We start from the raw sequence: 16,713 nt of genomic DNA, 5'->3' as shown, positions 1-16,713 counted from the left end.
TCGAATGACTCCCGTCTAATGTCCAGTGACCAATGATGAAGCCTGATTTACTTCGCGGGCTCGGCCGGGGCGGTTTGCTCGGCACGTTCGGCGCGGGAGTCACGGTTCCAGCGGCGGACGTCGAAGAAGCTCACGTAAATCATCATCGAGAAGAGCAGGACCATGAACACGCTTTGGGTCGTCGCGATGAACTGGGCGGGCAGGTTGCGGCCGCGAAGTTTTCCGATGGTGGCGAAGAGCATGTGGCCGCCGTCCAATACCGGGATCGGCAGGAGATTCATGATAGCGAGGTTCACGTTGACCAGAATCGTAAACCAGAGGACGTAGCGGATGTCGGCCTGCGCAGCCATGTGGAAGACGCGGGCGATGCCGACGGGACCGCTGAGCTTCGAAATGCCGACATCGGACTGCGGGTTGACCAGACTGGCGAACGTCCGGTAGGTCATCGAAATGTTGTCGCCGAGCTGCTTGAACGGGTTCGGATAGGTCAGGCTGGAGTCGGTCGTGAAGGACAGGCCGAGCTCCGTTGCGTCCTTGCTGCCGGTGCGGGCGGGGATGGTGAGGGTGACGGTGCCTTCGCCGCGTTTTACGAGAGCGCGCACGGGCTGGTCGGCGGTGGCTTTGAGGATGTCGCCGTAGGTCTGGATGTTGAGGATGGGAGTGTCGTTCAACGCAGCGAGGCGGTCCTTCGGCTGGAAACCGGCGGTGGCTCCGAAGCTGCCGGCGGCGGCCTGATGGATGACCAATTCGTAACCCGGTGCGATGCCCACGCGGCGGTCTTTTTCATTGCCGGCGAGAACGGGGTGAACGGTAAGATCGAGGAGCTGGCCGTCGCGCTCGATGGTGAAAATGGCTTCGCGGCGCGTGCCGTCGGTCGTGCGGCCGGCGCTGGTGAGGAGAACCTGCATGAGTTCCTGCCAGGTTTCGATTTTGTGTCCGTCGATGGCCCGCACGGTGTCACCGATGCGCAGACCGGCTTCGACGGCGGGACTGGTGACCTTGGCGCCGTCGGACGTGGTGACCGTATCCACAACGTAGCCGATGCGGGTGGTGGCTTGTTCGCTGCTCGTGGGCAGACCTACGCCCCAGATGATGCAGGCGAGGGCGAAGGCGAAGATGATGTTAAAGAATGCGCCGGCGCCAAAAACGATCATGCGCGTGGAGTAATTGGGCGGAGGCGTCTTTTTGAGATCGGCGTGGCTTTCGCCTTCGATGCCGCGCATGTCGGCGAGCTGCGGCAGGGCGACATAACCGCCGAGCGGCAGCCATGAGAGGCGGTATTCGACGCCGTCCTTGCCCTTCCATGAAAAAATCTTGGGACCGAAACCGATGGAGAACCGTTCCACAATGACACCGCGACGGCGTGCGGCGAGGAAGTGGCCGAGCTCGTGGACGAAGATGGAGCCGCCGAAAAACACGGCAACAAGCAGGATCGACCAGGCGCTGGAGAAGAGGGTGTGGAAGATGTCCATACGGGAAAGCTGAGAGTCTAGAGCTGGGAGCTGAGGGCGGGGAGTTCGGAAGTGGCGACGCGGCGGGCTTCGGCGTCAACGGCTAGGACTGCGGCGAGGTCGGAAGGTTCAAAGGAATCGAGCTTGGCCAGAGTTTTATCCACGACGTGTGGAATCGCAACAAAGGGAACGTGGCCGGCGAGGAAGGCGGCGACGGCCACTTCGTTGGCGGCGTTGTAGATGGCGGGGGCGACTCCGCCGGCATGCATGGCTTCGCGGGCGAGGCGCATCATGGGGAAGCGCGTTTCGTCGATGGGGCGGAATTCGAGCGAGAGGAGTTGGCTGAAATCGAGGGCGGCGTCGGTGCCGGGCGCGCGGGCCGGATGCAGCAACGCGTGCTGGATCGGGAACGTCATCGAAGGCGGGCACAGTTGGGCAAGGGTCGAGCCGTCGTTAAAACCAACGAGCGCGTGGACGATGCTTTGCGGATGGATGACGGCGTGGCACTGGTCGGCGCGCAGGCCGAAGAGCTCGCGGGCTTCGATGAGTTCGAGGCCTTTGTTGGCGAGCGTGGCGGAGTCCACGGTGATCTTGGGGCCCATCGACCAGTTGGGGTGTTTGGTCGCGTCGGCGGGGGTGACGTGCGCGAGACGTTCGACGGGCCAATCGCGAAACGCGCCGCCGCTGGCGGTGAGCGTGATGCGGGCGATGTCGGCCGAGGAATGACCCTGCAGGCACTGGAAAACGGCGTTGTGTTCGCTGTCGACCGGCAGGAGTTGCGCACCGGAGGCACGAGCGGCGGCCATCACGAACTTGCCGGCGAGGACGAGGATTTCCTTGGAGGCGAGGGCGAGATTTTTGCCGGAGGCGAGGGCGGCGAGCGCCGGTTCGAGACCGGTGGTGCCGACGACGGCGACGAGGACGGTGTCGGCCTCGGGCAGGCGGGCGAGATCGGTGAGGCCGGAGAGTCCGCCGTGGAAAACGGTGCCGGCAGGAAACGCGGCGGACGTGCGGGCGGCGGCGAGGGCGGAGTCGTCAAACAAACCGACGTGAGGCACGCGGAATTTCTGGGCGATGGCGGCGAGTTTTTCCCAATTGCCACGCGCGGCGATGGCGACGAGTTCGAGTTTGTCGGGATGCGCGGCGATCACGCGCAAGGTGTTTTCACCGATGGAGCCGGTGGCGCCGAGGAGGACGACGCGTTTGCGAGAGGCGGTGGGCACGAGAGGCGTTCGACTCACAACAGGCTGATGAAGATCAGGTAGCCGGCGGGCGCGGTGAGGATGAGGCTGTCGGAGAGGTCGAACATGCCGCCGATGCCGGGGATGGTGGCGCCAGAGTCCTTGGTGTTGGCGCGGCGCTTGATCACGGATTCGACGAGATCGGAGATGATGCCGAGCGCGGCGATGGGCAGCGCGATGGCGGCGGCCACCAACGGCGTGAGGGTGGCGGGAAAGTATTGGCCAAACGCATACACGATGCCGGCGCCGAGGGCGGCGGAAGTGATCAGACCGCCGATGGCGCCTTCCCAGGTTTTCTTGGGGCTGATGACCGGGGCCATCTTGTGTTTGCCAAACGCCATGCCGCTGAGAAGCGCGCCGACGTCGCAGAATTTTGAGACGGCGATGAGCCAGAGCACGAGGGCGAGTCCGGTGCCGGCGTGAGGTCCCTCGATGAGCAGGATGCGCACGAGGAATTGCAGCATGAACGGCACGTAAACCAGGCCGAAGAGCGTCCAGCCGAGGGACTCGACGCGATTTTCCGGCGTGCGTGCGCTGATGATCAAAATCGCGAAGGAGATCGCGGCGACGGCGAGGAGGTTTTCCGGAGTGATCAATGCGCAGTGGCCGACGGCGACCGGGGCCAGCGTGATGGCGGCACCGAAGAGCAGGCCGATGCGGGCGAAGGGTGCGTGGCCCATGCGAACGACCATCTGGTAAAACTCACGCAAGGTGAGTGTGGAAACGAGGACGAGCAGCACGATGCCGCCGCGTGCCTGGAAGAAATACATCGTCGCCAGGATGATGAGCCAGAGGAGGACGGTGCTGAAAATACGTTTGGCCATGGTGGTTGGCGGGATCAGGCGGTGGTGACGGGTTTGAGCTGTTCGCTGGTCTGGCCGAAACGGCGTTCGCGTTTGTTGTAAACTTCGATGGCGGCGACGAGATCGGCTTTGGTGAAATCGGGCCAGGGCACGGGAGTGAACACGAATTCGGCGTAGGCGGCCTGAAGCAGGAGAAAGTTGCTGACGCGGTGTTCGCCCGAAGTGCGGATGACGAGGTCGGGGTCGGGCAGATCGCGGGTGTAAAGGTGGCGGGCGAACGTCTCCCACGAGCTGTCATTGGGGCTGATCTCGCCGGCGGCGACGGCCGTGGCATAGGCGCGGGCGGCGTCGATCACCTCGGTGCGCGAGCCGTAGTTGAGCGCGAGAACGAGCGTATGATCGGTGAAGCCGGCCGTGGCTGCGATGGCGGCGTCGAGCTGGCGGCGGACGACCTCGGGCAGATCTTGCGTGCGGCCGATGGTGAGCAGGCGGACCTTGTTTTTAACCAAGGTGGCGGTTTCGCGTTTCAGGAAATATTCCAGCAACGACATGAGCGCGCCGACCTCGTCCTGCGGACGCTTCCAGTTCTCGACGGAAAAAGCGTAAAGCGTGAGATAACGGATGCCGAGCTCCTTGGCGGCGTCGATGATGCTGCGGACGGTTTCGACCCCGCGACGGTGGCCTTCGATGCGCGGGAGACCTCGTTGTTTGGCCCAGCGACCGTTGCCGTCCATGATGATGGCGACGTGGGCAGGGACTTGGGCGGGCGTGACAGGCATGGGCGGAGGAGCGAGTTAGGGCGTGACGGCGGGCTTTGACAAGCAGGCTTACGAAGGCAGTTTTGCGGCATGAAAACCCAGCCATTGACGCCTGCTGAAATCGAACACGCGTTGACCCACCTGTCCGGGTGGGCCTGGAACTGCGACGCGCTCGTGAAGACGCTGGAGTTTGGCGATTTCCGCGAGGCGATGGGATTTATGCTGCGGGCCGGTTTCGAGGCGGACGCCCTGGATCACCATCCGGAATGGACCAACGTTTACAATAAGGTCTCCATCCGTCTCGCGACGCATGACGCGGGCAACAAAGTGACCGCGAAGGACGTCGAACTGGCGGGACGGATGGAGAAGCTGCGCGCGTCCCTTACAGGCCGAGCATGAAGTTGAAGGTGCGGTCGCCTTCGGCCGGCAGGCCCTCGTGGCCGAAGTCAGGATAGATCACGACGTCCTTCTTGCAGGTCATCTTGTTGTAGGCGGCGAACTGCGAACTGGGCGGGCAGATCGTGTCCATGAGACCGGTGAACATGAGCACCTCGGCCTTGATGCGCGGGGCGAGAAACTGGAGATCGATGTAGCCGAGCTTGGTGAAAATCTCCACTTCGCGTTCGTGGCGGGGATCGAAGTTGCGGAAGAAGTATTTCAACTCGGCGTAGGCATCCTTGGCCTGATCCATTTCCCAGACGCGCTGGTAATCGCAGAGGAAGGGGAAAACCGTCGAGGCGCGCTTGATGCGGGGTTCCAGTGCGGCACAGGCGATGGTGAGGGCGCCACCTTGCGAGCCGCCCATCGCGCCCACACGCGCGGCGTCGACTTCGGGCAGGCTCATGACGGCGCGGGCGAGCTGGGCGGTATCCAGATAAATATTACGGAAAAGCAGGTTGTGCGGGTTGGGATCGTCGAGGCCGCGGATGATATGGCCGTTGAGGGTCGTGCCCTGCACGCCGCCCTTGTCCTCGGAGCGACCGCCTTGACCGCGGGCATCCATTGAGGCGACGCAGAAGCCCTGACCCACGTAACCGAGCTTGCCGGCCCAGTCGCCGCCGTTGCCGGAGTAACCGTGAAACTGAAGGACGGCGGGGGCGTTTTTCGCGCCGGCGGGGCGGAGATATTTGGCGTAGATGCGGGCGCCGCCGACGCCGGTGAACCAGAGATCGAAGCACTCAACGCCCTTGGGCGCGATGGCGGTGGACGGGACGAGTTCGGGTTTCGGCGGAGTCGCGTCGAGTTCGCGGAGGGCTTCGGACCAATAGGCGTCGAAGTCGGCGGGGCGAGGGTTGCGGCCCTGATAAGTGCGGAGTTCGGAGAGAGGTTTGTCTACGAGTGGCATGGATTGCGGGGAAAAGTTAAAACATCCGGATCAACGAGCGTTCGCCTACGTCAACGAAATCGTGGGCGGTGCCGTCGGGCGTGGAGAGCTTGCGCAAAAAGTGGCCCTTCGCGTCGAAAATACCGACGGCGGCTTCGTCGAGCAACGGCACGTAGAACTCGGCGGCGACGGAATCATACGCGAGGGAAACAAGGCGGACATTACGATCGAGCGCGACGCCCGAGAGGCGTTTGCCTTTGAGATCGTAGCGGCCGACGTGGGCGAGGTCACCGCCCTGAAGAATCAGGAGCTGGTCTCGCTTTTGATCATAGGCGACGCCGGCGGGAGAGCCCTGGACGTTTTCGAATGTGATGGTGCGCACGATCACGCCGTAGAGCGTGGTTTCGATGACGGCGGGCTCGGTGGGGTGAACGAAGAACAGGTGGCGGTCGCTGGAGCGGATCGCGAGGTCGCCTGGACCGGGCGGGAGATCTTTGACGACGAAGCTGCGTTTGATTTTACGGGCGGGGCGGTCGATCACGCGGATGAAATCGCCGGGATAAATCCGTAGAAAAAGATGATCGGTGAACGGATCGTAGGCGATACCGTAGAGATCTTGCAGACCGGATAAATAAGTCGGGATGTCGACGTCGGGCGCGCCGGGGAGCACGTCGATGATCGGTTCCTCGGCGAGGCGGGCGAGGTAGGCGTGGTTGGGCCCGGGAGTGGAGCAACCACCCAAGGCGAGCGCGGCCAACGCCAGGGTTGCGCCCAGCAAGCCGTGTTTTCGCGTTGTCAACACGGTGGCCGGACGCGTGAGTCGCGGCATGAAAATCGCCTTCATCAGTGGGACGAGCATTGTCAATTCACCGCTGTTTTCGGCCTGGGAGGTGCGCAGCGTCGAGACTAAACACGGCGTCGTCACGTATAAGACACGCGGAGACCAGGTTTTGCTGAATCGCCATGGCTTTGGCGTGCCGCTGCCGCCTCATGCGATCAATTGCAGGGCAAACATCGCCGCACTGGCCGGACTCGGCGTGAAGGATGTCGTGTCGTTGAACTCGGTCGGTTCGCTTCATCGGGATCTGCCGCCGGGCACATTGGTTTCGTGCGCGGACTACGTGGCGTTGCAGCAAGGGCCCGCGACTTATTTTGACGAGGAGTTGAAAGGCGGTGCGCCGGGCATCGCGAATAATCTGATTCCGTTGCTGGTAGAAAAACTCGCGCCTGAGTTCCGTATCGAGACGGGCAAAGTGTATGTGCAGATGCGTGGTCCGCGTTTTGAAACGAAGGCGGAAATCCGCATCATCAAAGACTGGGGCGACGTGGTCGGCATGACGCTCGCGCACGAGGCGGATCTCTGCACCGAGCTGGGATTACGCTACAATTCCCTCGCGATCATCGACAATTATGCGAACGGCCTCGGCGGGACCGAGATCGACTTCGCGAAGTTCAAAGACCTCGTGAAGGAGAATCAGGTGAAGGTGAACCGGCTGTTCACACGCTTGCTGGAAATCCTGGGTTGAGGAGAATCACGCCATTCCGACGGATCAGCTGATGGTTTCGGCGGGACGGGCCTTCAGCATGGACTCCTCGTGGTCGAGGAGGCTCTGCAACGGGTGGTGGGTTTCGTCGGTGATGATGTCGCGTTGCCAGAGGTCATCGACGGCGGCGCGTTCCGCATGGAGCGCCTGCAGGCGATGATGCCTGGAAGTGGTCTGGCGCAGGCGTGCGCTGGTGCGTGTTTCCCCCTCGGCGGTGAGCTCGGCGAGGCGGTGTTCGTATTCGGCGAGCACGTTGCCGAGCGCGGCGACTTCCTCGGGGCGTGACTCCAGATTTTCGGAGGCGCGCAGGACTTTCAGTCCGGCTTCGACGGCGGCGATGCGCGCGATGCGGTCTTCGTTCAGCTGCGAATTGTCGGCGCGCACGCCGAGTTTGCAGATCAACCATTCGAGCGTGGTGCCCTGCAGGAGCAACGTGACCATGATCACGCCCAGCGACAGAAAAATCACCATGTCGCGTCCGGGGAACGGCGAGCCATCGGCCAGTAATTTCGGAATCGAAAGCGCCGCCGCGAGTGTGACCGTGCCGCGCATGCCGGCCCAACCCGTGACCATCACGGACTGCCAGGGCGGACGCAGGCCGAGGCGTTTGCTTTTCTTGAAGAAAACAAAGGGCAGGTAGGCGCCGGGGAAAATCCAGATCAGGCGCGTGAGGATGGCCGCACCGGCGACCGCGGCGGTGAACCAGAGGAGTTCGCCGGTCGGGTGGAGTTTGCTCACGGCGGCGAGCACGGACGGCAGTTGCAGGCCGAGCAGGATGAAGGCGAGGCCGTTAAGCCAGAAGAGCACGACGGACCATACGGCGAGCGAGGTCTGGCGGGTTTCCACATCGGTGCGCAGAGGATCGCGCATGCCCGAGTAGAGACCCGCCGTGACCACGGCGAGAATGCTGGAAAGCCCGAGTGCATCCGCGGCCAGGTAGGCGGCGTAAGGCGTAAGCAACGACAAGGTGGTTTCGACAAAAATATCCGAGCCTTGATGCGTGCGCAGGAAATCGCGCCCGCGCCCGACCAGCCAGCCGAGGGCGAATCCCACCGCCACGCCGCCGACGGCGAGCCACACGAAATCAATCGCCGCGGCGCGCACGGAAAACGTGCCCGCAATCACGGCGGCGATCGCGAACTTGAACGCCACGAGGCCGGTGGCGTCATTCATGAGGCTCTCGCCGTTGAGAATCGTATTGAGACGCGCGGGGACTTTGAGCCGTTGCGTGATGGCACCGACCGCGACCGCATCGGTGGGTGACACGACGGCGCCGAGTGCAAACGCCATGGCCAGCGGCAGGCTCGGGATCAGCCAATGCGCGACGAGGCCCACGGCGATGGTCGTAAAAACGACCAGCCCGGTGGCGAGCGTGAGGATGGAGCGCTTCGCCGCCATAAAGTCGCGCAACGGCATGAGCCAGCCGTCAGCGAACAGCAGCGGCGGCACGAAACACAGAAAGAAGAATCCGGGATCGAGTTCGACGCGGGGGAACTCCGGCCAGAGCGCGATCAAGCCGGCTCCGACCACTTGCGTGATGGGCATCGGCCAGGGCAGTCGGCGACCGAGCACGCTGAGCACCGTTAACAGGAGGATGAGGATCAGCGCGTGTTCGAAGGCGGCCATGTGGTGGTGCGGCGAGCAGAGCGCGGGTGCTGCGCGGCTTCAAGCGGGCGCTTGCATGAATCCTTAAAAAGCGGGCCGATGAAACTCGGATTTGTTTTTGCCCGATTCCTGCATTGCGTGGGTAATTATGAAAATCGGCGTTATCGGTCTGGGCATCATCGGTGGGGTGTGGGCGCGGCATTATCAGGCTGCCGACAAGCTAGCGGGAGCGTGGAACCGCACGCCGCAGCCGGATTTCCCCCAGTGGAAAGAATCTCCCGAGGCTGTAGCGAGCGCGGCCGACGTGGTGCAGATCGTCGTGGCGGATCCTCCGGCCGTGCGCGCGGTGATTGAGCGGATTCTACCCGCGCTCGGTCCGGGCAAGGTCGTGGTGCAATCGAGCACCATCGATCCGCAAAGCAGCGATGAGTTTCGCACTTTGGTGAAGGCGACGGGCGCACGTTATCTCGAAGCGCCATTCACGGGCAGCAAGCCGGCGGCGGAGCAGGCCCAGAGCGTGTTTTACCTGGGCGGCGAGGCGGAGCTTATCGCAAAACTCGAACCGTTGCTGGCGACGGTGTCGGCCACGCGGTTTCACATTGGCGACCATAAACAGGCGGCGACGCTCAAGCTGGCCATGAACCTTAATCTCGCGGTGCAGATGCAGGCGTTGTCCGAGTCGCTGGTGCTGGCGCGCCGCGCGGGCATTTCGGACGACGTATTTTTCGGCGCGTTGGGCAAAAACGCGGGCTATTCCGGACTCACCAAATTGAAGGAGCCGAAACTGCGGGCGGGGGATTTTTCGCCGCAATTTTCGGTCAAACATATGCTTAAGGACGTGCGTCTGGCTTCGCGTATCAACGGTTGCGAAGACTTTCCCGTGCTGGATACGGTGCGCGACTGTCTCGCGGCTGCCGACCGGGCGGGTTATGCCGACGAAGATTTCGCGGCGCTGATCAAGCTGCTCGGCTAAACGCAGACCGTTTTTTATTCGGATGAAGCAGGCGCTTCCGTTGACGCGGAGGCGCTTATCTCCACACTGCACTCATGAGCGACTTCGTCTCCGGCCCCGCGGTTACCGATGCCAAGCAAACCATCGACCGTCTGCGCACTTCGATGCGGCAGACGATCAAGGGCAAGGACGAGGTCATTGATCAGATTTTGATCTGTCTCGCCGCCGCCGGCCACCCGCTCATCGAGGACCTTCCTGGCGTGGGTAAAACCACGCTGGCCTACTCGCTGGCGCGTTCGATGGACTGTGCGTTTGCCCGCATCCAGTTCACGAGCGATCTGCTCCCGTCGGATGTGACCGGCGTTTCGATCTACGACGATCTGGAGAAGCGTTTCATTTTCAAGAAAGGCCCGGTGTTTGCCAACGTCGTGCTCGCGGACGAAATCAACCGCGCCACGCCGAAGACGCAGTCGGCGCTGCTCGAAGTGATGGATCGCGCCAAGGTTACCGTGGATGGCGAACCGCATGATGTGGGGGCGCCGTTCATGGTATTCGCCACGCAGAATCCCGTGGATTACGAAGGCACCTTCCCGCTGCCGGAGAGCCAGATGGACCGTTTTCTCATGCGTCTGCACATGGGTTATCCGAAGGAAGCCGACGAACTGGATATCCTTCGCGCCACGCGCCATGCCTACGATTCGATCGCGCTCAACGCGGTCGCGACGCGTGAGCAGGTCCTGCACTTGCAGGAAACCTCCCAGCAGGTGTTCGTGGAAGATTCGGTGCTCGAATACATGCTCAAGATCGTCGGCGCCACGCGCACGGAGGCCGAATTCAAAGCCGGTATCTCGGTGCGCGGCAGCCTGGCGCTCAAGCATGCGGCCCAGAGCCGGGCGTTGTTGTTCGGCCGTGATTTCGTGATTCCCGAGGATGTGCAGGAACTCATCGTGCCGGTGCTCGCCCATCGTCTTTCGCTGCTCCGTCAAAGCTCCGACCCGATGGAAGAACGCCGGGCGGTGACTGCGGCTCTGCGACGCATCGTGGGCAGCCTGCCGACTCCGGTCTAACGGGTTCGCACCACGCGTTCATGTCGTTGTCCACCCCGAGCACCGTTCGCTCCCGGCCCTTGGTCGCGGCTTCGCCACCGATGGATGGCGGCGTGACCGGCTGGCAGGCGACCGGCGCGCGCCCGGGCAAGGTCCGCAATTACCGCTGGCGCGCGTTCATGTGGTCCTTGGTGTATCCACATCGCGGCAACCGCCTGTTGCTCACGTTGCCCGGCGGCATCGTGATCGCGGTGGCGATGGGGATCGCGGCGGCGGCCTACAACACGGCCAACAATATTCTGTTCATCGCGCTCTCGCTGTTGCTGGCATGCCTGGTGTTCAGCGGCCTGTTGTCGTGGTTGAATTTTAAAACCATGTCGTGGCGCCTGCGGGTGCAACCACCGCTGCGGGCGGGACGCGATCATCCGGTATTGATCGAACTGCACAACGGCCGGCAGATGCTGCCGGCTTACGGTTTGTGGTTTGAGGCGACCGCCACGGGCGAAAAACGGGCGACGCGGCTGCCCTTGCGCGAACGACTCGATGCGCAGGGCACGGCGGTGCTGGAATGGACTTTACGACCGGCGGCGCGCGGCCGGCTAACCGTGGAGTTGCTCACGGTGGGCTCGCTGTTTCCCTTTGGGTTCCTGAAGAAACTCATCGGCAGCGAACTCAAGCGGGACGTGCTGGTGTGGCCGGCACCGGTGGAATACCAGCGTTTCCCCTTGGCATCGTGGCATCAGCCAGGTCACGTCGAACGCGCATCGCGGGCGGGGCAGGGCGGTGATCTGTTTGCCCTGCGGGCGTATGCGCACGGTGACTCGAACCGGCTGGTGCATTGGAAGGCCAGCGCGCGGTTGCGGCGTCTGATGGTGCGGCAATACGCGGCGGAGACGCAGACGGGGTTTTCGATGTGGGTGCAGACGCCGGCCAGCGAGTGGAAACGCCCCGAGCAGTTTGAACTCATGTGCAGCCTGGCCGCGACGATGGCGGAGGACCTGTTCCGTGCGGGCCGGCTGGTATCGGTGGCGGTGGATGACGAGGCACCGCTGCCGGTGCGCCGCATGCACGACCTGGAGCGTTTTATGGACCGGCTGGCGATCGTGAAGCCCGCGGTGCAAGCTTATCAAACATCCGGCGACACCCCCCCGGTGCGCCGGGCCAACGTGCTGACCTTCGCGCCCGACGGCGCGCGGGGAGTGCTCGCTTACGTCGATGGAGAAAAAGCGGCCTCAGCTTAATCTCACCGAGCTTTACCAGCTCAAGTGGGTCCTTGGCGGCCTGCTCGCGGTGCTGTCGGCCTGGACCGTCCTCTACATGGACGTCGAGGCCTGGCTGTGGCTGGTGCTGATCACGGTGACCGTGCCCGTGGTGATGCGCTGGCCGGTGCTCACCTTGTATGTGCCGCGCTGGGCGCACCGGCTGGCATTCCCGCTGTTTGTGGCGCTGTTCGCGACGGACTATTATTTTAATCGTGAGCCGTTGCCGGCGATGATCCGGCTGGCGCTGATGCTGGTGTTTTACCGGGCGGTGACGCCACGGAAACGACGCGATGATTTGCAGCTCATCGTGCTGGGATTGTTTCTGGTGGTGGTCGCGGGCGTGCTCTCGGTGTCGCTGGCTTTTGCGCTGCAAATCGTGGTGTTCACGGGATGCACGCTGCTGTTCTTGCTCGTGATCACGTTGATCGACTCGGCCGAGGCGGGGCAGGTGTCAGCGCCATTCTCGGCGGCTGCACCGCCGCCGTGGATGCGCATCGAATGGTTGCGGCTGGCGCGGCGCCTGCGTGAAACGAGCGACTGGCGCGTGGTTTCGCTGGCGTCGGGATTGTTCGCCGGAGTCGTGGGGTTGTCGGCGCTGCTGTTCTTTGCGCTGCCGCGTTTTGAAATCGGGAACAGTTTTTTTCTCGATAACATGATCAGCAAGAAGTCGCGCACGGGCTTCAGCGAGAGTGTGCGCTTTGGCGATGTGACGGATATCCAGCAGGACACCAGCGTTGCTTTGCGCGTGCAGGTTTCTGATTTGCGGGCGATTCCAGCGGACCCTTATTGGCGCATGCTGGTGCTGGATAGTTATGCCGACGGAGTCTTCAGTGTTTCGAATTCCCTGAGCCAGCAGGTGCTTCCGCAAAAGAAAAAATCCGCACGCGTTGTCGGCAGCGCGCGCCCGCGCCTCAATGAGCCGGTGTGGGTCTTTTATCTGGAAGGAGGTATCAGCCGTTACCTTCCGTTGCTCGGCAGCTTCAACCAGGTGCAGTTCGATGGAGGAGCGCAGGAGTATGCGATCAACGACGAGCTGCGCATATTGAGGTTGGAGAAAGTGCCGCCGAAGATGTTCGCGTATCGGGTCGAGGGAATGCGGTTCGAGCCGGAGCTGGGCAAAATCGAAATTGCGCAAAAGCGTGATCCGATTGCGCCTCCCCAGGAATTCCCCGATGAGATTGACGGACGTAAGCGCGAACCGTCCGGACCGCCGACGTTTCTTACGATCAAGCTGGAGCCGGAAGACGCGGCCAAGGTGGAACAATGGGTGAAGATGATCGGTGCGCCACCGGGAGATGTGCGGACGTTCGCGCGGCTGGCGTCTGCCTGGCTCAATCAAAACCATGCGTATTCGCTGAGAATGGAGCAGGGCGAGGGGCGGGATGATCCGCTCGTCAGGTGGATGGGCTCGTCGCTGCCCGGGCATTGCGAACTGTTCGCCGGCTCGTTTACGCTGCTGGCCCGAACCGCGGGTTATCCCTCGCGCATGGTCACCGGGTTTCATGGTGGCAGCTGGAACGAAGGCAGCGGGCACTTGAGTATCCGAAATTCGGATGCGCATGCGTGGTGTGAAATTTATGATGCAGCATCGAAGACCTGGATGCGCGTGGACCCCACGCCCGGTGCCCGCGGACCGGAGCAGGCATCGGCGGTGCAGGAAACCACCGAGGCGGTGCTGGCACGCATCCGGGACAACACCTGGTCGGCCAAATTGGATACGGTGCGCATGTTCTGGTATCGGCGCATCGTTGATTTCGACCAGAGCTCGCAGGTGGAGCTGGCACGGGATGCCAAGAGCGCGATCGAGAGCCAGGCAAAGAAACTCAAGAAGTGGATCAACCACCGCTTGGAGCGGATCAGCGAGTGGTTGCAAGAACCGTGGGATGTGGCGCGGCTGGGTGCGTGGTTATTCGTGATCGGGACGGCGTTTGGCGTTGTGTTGGGCTGGCGCAGTTACGGTCGCGGCCTGTGGCTTCGCTGGCGCAGCGGGCTTACGCGGAACGGAGTCGATCCCGTGCGTCGTGAAGCCGGACGCTGGCTTCGCAAACTTAGCGCGCGCGGTCTGCACACGGGGGACGTGCGCGCCGAGTTGGAGCGGTTGCGCTATGGTCCGCGTTCCAGCTGGCCGAACCCGCAAGGTGTATTTCGGCGGGCTAAACGCGCTCTCAAGTCGGGCATGGCGAACCAAGCTACGGATTAATCCGCGATGCCGCGTCAGGGCGCGGGCGCAACGGATGCCGGATTGCTGGGAGCGAAGTTTTTAAAGGCGGACGGCGGGGCCTTTTGTTTGTCGTCCCACTTTTTGAGAATGGCTCGGGCGATGGGCACGGCGTAACGACCACCGGCGGTTTCTTCGCCAGGCGTGTCACCCTCGATGACCACGGCGATGGCAATCTGTGGGTTTTCGATGGGGGCAAAGCAGATGAACCAGGCGAAATTAATGGTGCCCTTGGCAGTCTGTTTTTGCGCGGTGCCGGTCTTGCCTGCGATGCGCAGGCCGGGGATTTTCATGAACGGGGCCTGGAGGACTTTAGAAGTGCCGGTGACGGTGCACGCTTCCATTCCGGCAACGAGTGCGGCGTATTGCGCGGAGGTCAGGCCGCTGCGGGCGGAGTGTTGGGAGAGACGATTTTCCTCGTGGAGCAGCGTGGGCGTGGTGGTGAGTTCATCGCGGGCGATCGATGCGGTGAAGGCGGCCATCTGCAACGGGGTGACCAGCACGTCGCCCTGGCCGATCGCCATGTTGGCGGTGTCGCCGGGGAACCAGCGTTCGTCGCGACGTTCCTTTTTCCACGCGGGGTCGGGGATCAACATGCCGCGTGTCTCCGAAATTTCGATACCGGTGGGTTTGTCAAAACCGTGGCGCTTCGCTTCGGCGGCGAGCGCCTCGACGCCCATGTCGAGGCCGACTTTGTAGAAGTAAACGTTGCAGCTTTTCTCGATGGCGGTCGCAAGGTTGATCTCGCCGTGGGCGTGGCCGTCGTGGCAGGGGAAACGGCGGCCGCCGACTTGGTAGAAGCCGGGACAGTTGATCAGCACTTCGGGATCAGTGGTTTGCGCGCGCAGACCGGCGATGGCGGTGAGAATCTTGAACGAAGACCCAGGCGGGTAGAGGCCGTGGGTCGCTCGGTTGAGCCAGGCTCCGCGCTCGGTGATGTCGCGGGCGGCGGCATAACCGAGGCGCGGAATGAAGTCCTTGAGGTTGTAGTCGGGCTTGCTGGCGAGGACGAGCACCTCGCCCGTGCGGATATCGATGGCGGCGGCGGCACCGGCGAGCTCGGTATCGGCCATGGCTTTTTCGGCGGCGGTCTGGAAATCGGCGTCAATGGACGTGCGCAGATTGTGTCCGTGGACGGGCTGGCGTTTGGAGAGCGGCGGGTTGATGCGGTAGCCGGCGGGATCGACGCGGTAGATGGCGCCGCCGGTCTCGCCTTGCAGCAGTGAATCGAAACGCGATTCGAGACCTTCGCGACCCAACGTGCCCTTCATCTTGAAGGTGGTGAGCTCGGCTCCGGGGAAATCCTCGGCGGCTTCGATGGCGTCGTTGGCGGTGACGTAGCCGAGTGTTTGCGCGGCGATGGAACCGGACGGATAATCACGAATGCTGGACGCGTAAACCTGGAGCGGCGAAGTAACCGGAAGTTGTTCGATGAGCCGCGCGTATTCGCCGGGTTCGAGATCATCGACCAGGAGGTAGGGCAGGAGGAGCTGCTGGCGGAAGTGTTTTTCGAGGTCGTCGGAATCGAGTTTTTCTTCGCGACCGAGTGTGCGGTTGATTTGATCGAGGTAGCGTTTGACGACGGTGAAACGGGCGATGCGTTCCATCTGCGTGGACGTGGGGAGGTTTTTGTCGTCGGCTTCGCGATACGCTTTGCGAATGCGGATATACTCGGTGCGAAATTCCTTACGCAGCTCGCCGAGGTAGAGGTTGACGGCGAAGCGCGGACGGTTGGCCACCAAGGGACGCCCGTCGCGGTCGTAGATATTGCCCCGCGGGCCGGGGACGAGGACGCGGCGCTGGTTCTGCTTGCGCTCGCTTTCGTGGAAGCTGTCGCTGCGGATGAGCTGCTGGTAGGCGAGTCCGCTGATCAAGATGAGCAGCAAGGCGGTGATAAACAGATAAAAGACGATCACCCGCGGGTTATAGCCCTTGTGTGTTTCGACCAGACTGCCGCGTTCAGAACCAAGATCGGGCATGGCTCAGAGGGCGCGACGCGAAAAATCGCGGAGGTTGGTGCCGGTCGCCTCAAGGAGCCGGTTTTGCACGGCGAAGAACCACGGCGCGATCACGGCGATCACGATTTGGGATACCAGTAGATCGGCGAACACGCGCATCCACGCGGTCGCGGGATGCAGTCCCGGATCAATGCGAACGAAACTCAACGCGAGGAAGAGTCCGAGGTTGGCGAGGAGCGCGACCACGACGCCGACGATGGTTTCTTCGCGCGGAGCCCGGGCGCGGACAGTGAAAATGACGGCGTGGGCGGCGAGAAAAAGGAAGGCTTGGGTGCCGAAGGCCACGGGTTCACCGGCATCGAGAATCAAGCCCGCAATGAAAGCGGCGGTTGCCCCCGTGCGGTAGCCAAGCCGGAGAGCGGCGAACGCCACGAACAATCCGCCGCACCAGACATGGATCTGCCAGACCGCGAGGTAATGGTTGAGCTGGCCCAGCAGCAGTGCGAGCAGCAGCGAGGCGACGGTGAGAATGAGCACCCGGCGTTTCATGC

15 protein-coding genes are annotated in these 16,713 nt (G+C 62.8%); 6 read left to right on the top strand and 9 right to left on the bottom strand.

Going from position 1 to position 16,713, the window contains the following annotated elements:
• Positions 1-47: 47 nt before the first annotated feature.
• Genes rseP through uppS form a run of 4 tightly spaced genes read right to left on the bottom strand, consistent with a single transcriptional unit; the run spans position 48 to position 4,274 of the window.
• Entirely contained in the window at positions 48-1,472 is a 1,425-nt protein-coding gene (gene rseP, locus FPL22_RS07725) for an RIP metalloprotease RseP (RefSeq protein WP_144229515.1), read from the bottom strand.
• Positions 1,473-1,489: 17 nt separating this feature from the next.
• On the bottom strand, positions 1,490-2,674 hold the full coding sequence (gene dxr, locus FPL22_RS07720) for a 1-deoxy-D-xylulose-5-phosphate reductoisomerase (RefSeq protein WP_144229514.1): 1,185 nt from the start codon (positions 2,672-2,674) through the stop codon (positions 1,490-1,492).
• 14 nt (positions 2,675-2,688) lie between these two features.
• The gene (locus tag FPL22_RS07715) at positions 2,689-3,516 is read right to left on the bottom strand and encodes a phosphatidate cytidylyltransferase (RefSeq protein WP_144229513.1); all 828 of its coding nucleotides are present in this window, start codon (positions 3,514-3,516) and stop codon (positions 2,689-2,691) included.
• A 14-nt stretch (positions 3,517-3,530) separates the two neighbouring features.
• Entirely contained in the window at positions 3,531-4,274 is a 744-nt protein-coding gene (uppS, locus tag FPL22_RS07710; protein ID WP_144229512.1) for an undecaprenyl pyrophosphate synthase, read from the bottom strand.
• Between the two features lie 69 nt (positions 4,275-4,343).
• On the opposite strand from uppS, the gene FPL22_RS07705 reads away from it, so the two are divergent.
• Entirely contained in the window at positions 4,344-4,652 is a 309-nt protein-coding gene (locus FPL22_RS07705; protein WP_144229511.1) for a 4a-hydroxytetrahydrobiopterin dehydratase, read from the top strand.
• On the opposite strand, the gene FPL22_RS07700 is transcribed toward FPL22_RS07705, so the two are convergent.
• Together FPL22_RS07700 and FPL22_RS07695 are read right to left on the bottom strand one after the other, a co-directional pair.
• On the bottom strand, positions 4,636-5,598 hold the full coding sequence (locus FPL22_RS07700; RefSeq protein ID WP_144229510.1) for an acetylxylan esterase: 963 nt from the start codon (positions 5,596-5,598) through the stop codon (positions 4,636-4,638). The genes FPL22_RS07705 and FPL22_RS07700 overlap by 17 nt on opposite strands.
• 16 nt (positions 5,599-5,614) lie before the next feature.
• Positions 5,615-6,406: a hypothetical protein gene (locus FPL22_RS07695; protein WP_144229509.1), complete on the bottom strand. Its 792-nt coding sequence runs from the start codon at positions 6,404-6,406 to the stop codon at positions 5,615-5,617.
• Here FPL22_RS07695 and FPL22_RS07690 point away from each other — a divergent pair.
• Positions 6,405-7,103 carry an MTAP family purine nucleoside phosphorylase gene (locus tag FPL22_RS07690; protein WP_144229508.1) on the top strand — a complete coding sequence of 233 codons (699 nt, stop codon included), beginning with the start codon at positions 6,405-6,407 and terminating at the stop codon, positions 7,101-7,103. The two genes, FPL22_RS07695 and FPL22_RS07690, sit on opposite strands and share 2 nt — an antisense overlap.
• Before the next feature lie 24 nt (positions 7,104-7,127).
• Here FPL22_RS07690 and FPL22_RS07685 read toward each other — a convergent pair whose 3' ends face one another.
• Entirely contained in the window at positions 7,128-8,747 is a 1,620-nt protein-coding gene (locus tag FPL22_RS07685) for a Na+/H+ antiporter (protein ID WP_144229507.1), read from the bottom strand.
• A gap of 127 nt (positions 8,748-8,874) precedes the next feature.
• Between FPL22_RS07685 and FPL22_RS07680 the strand changes: the two genes are divergently transcribed.
• The 4 genes from FPL22_RS07680 (at position 8,875) to FPL22_RS07665 (ending at position 14,186) form a co-directional block, all read left to right on the top strand.
• Positions 8,875-9,699, top strand: coding sequence for an NAD(P)-dependent oxidoreductase (locus FPL22_RS07680; protein WP_144229506.1), 825 nt, complete (start codon positions 8,875-8,877; stop codon positions 9,697-9,699).
• Positions 9,700-9,773: 74 nt separating this feature from the next.
• Positions 9,774-10,745, top strand: coding sequence for an AAA family ATPase (locus FPL22_RS07675; RefSeq protein WP_144229505.1), 972 nt, complete (start codon positions 9,774-9,776; stop codon positions 10,743-10,745).
• A 20-nt stretch (positions 10,746-10,765) separates the two neighbouring features.
• A complete protein-coding gene (locus FPL22_RS07670) occupies positions 10,766-11,965 on the top strand; it encodes a DUF58 domain-containing protein (RefSeq protein WP_144229504.1) in 1,200 nt (399 codons plus the stop codon).
• Positions 11,940-14,186, top strand: coding sequence for a transglutaminase TgpA family protein (locus FPL22_RS07665; protein WP_144229503.1), 2,247 nt, complete (start codon positions 11,940-11,942; stop codon positions 14,184-14,186). Before FPL22_RS07670 ends, FPL22_RS07665 begins: the two co-directional genes overlap by 26 nt.
• A gap of 14 nt (positions 14,187-14,200) precedes the next feature.
• Here the strand turns inward: FPL22_RS07665 and FPL22_RS07660 are convergent, their stop codons facing one another.
• A complete protein-coding gene (locus tag FPL22_RS07660) occupies positions 14,201-16,183 on the bottom strand; it encodes a peptidoglycan D,D-transpeptidase FtsI family protein (protein ID WP_144229502.1) in 1,983 nt (660 codons plus the stop codon).
• 3 nt (positions 16,184-16,186) lie between these two features.
• On the bottom strand, positions 16,187-16,711 hold the full coding sequence (locus FPL22_RS07655) for a hypothetical protein (RefSeq protein WP_144229501.1): 525 nt from the start codon (positions 16,709-16,711) through the stop codon (positions 16,187-16,189).
• Positions 16,712-16,713 lie beyond the last annotated feature (2 nt).

Source organism: Rariglobus hedericola (assembly GCF_007559335.1).
Lineage (GTDB): Bacteria > Verrucomicrobiota > Verrucomicrobiia > Opitutales > Opitutaceae > Rariglobus > Rariglobus hedericola.
Note: the sequence above shows the minus strand (reverse complement) of the source record. Positions and strands in the feature narration are given on the sequence as shown.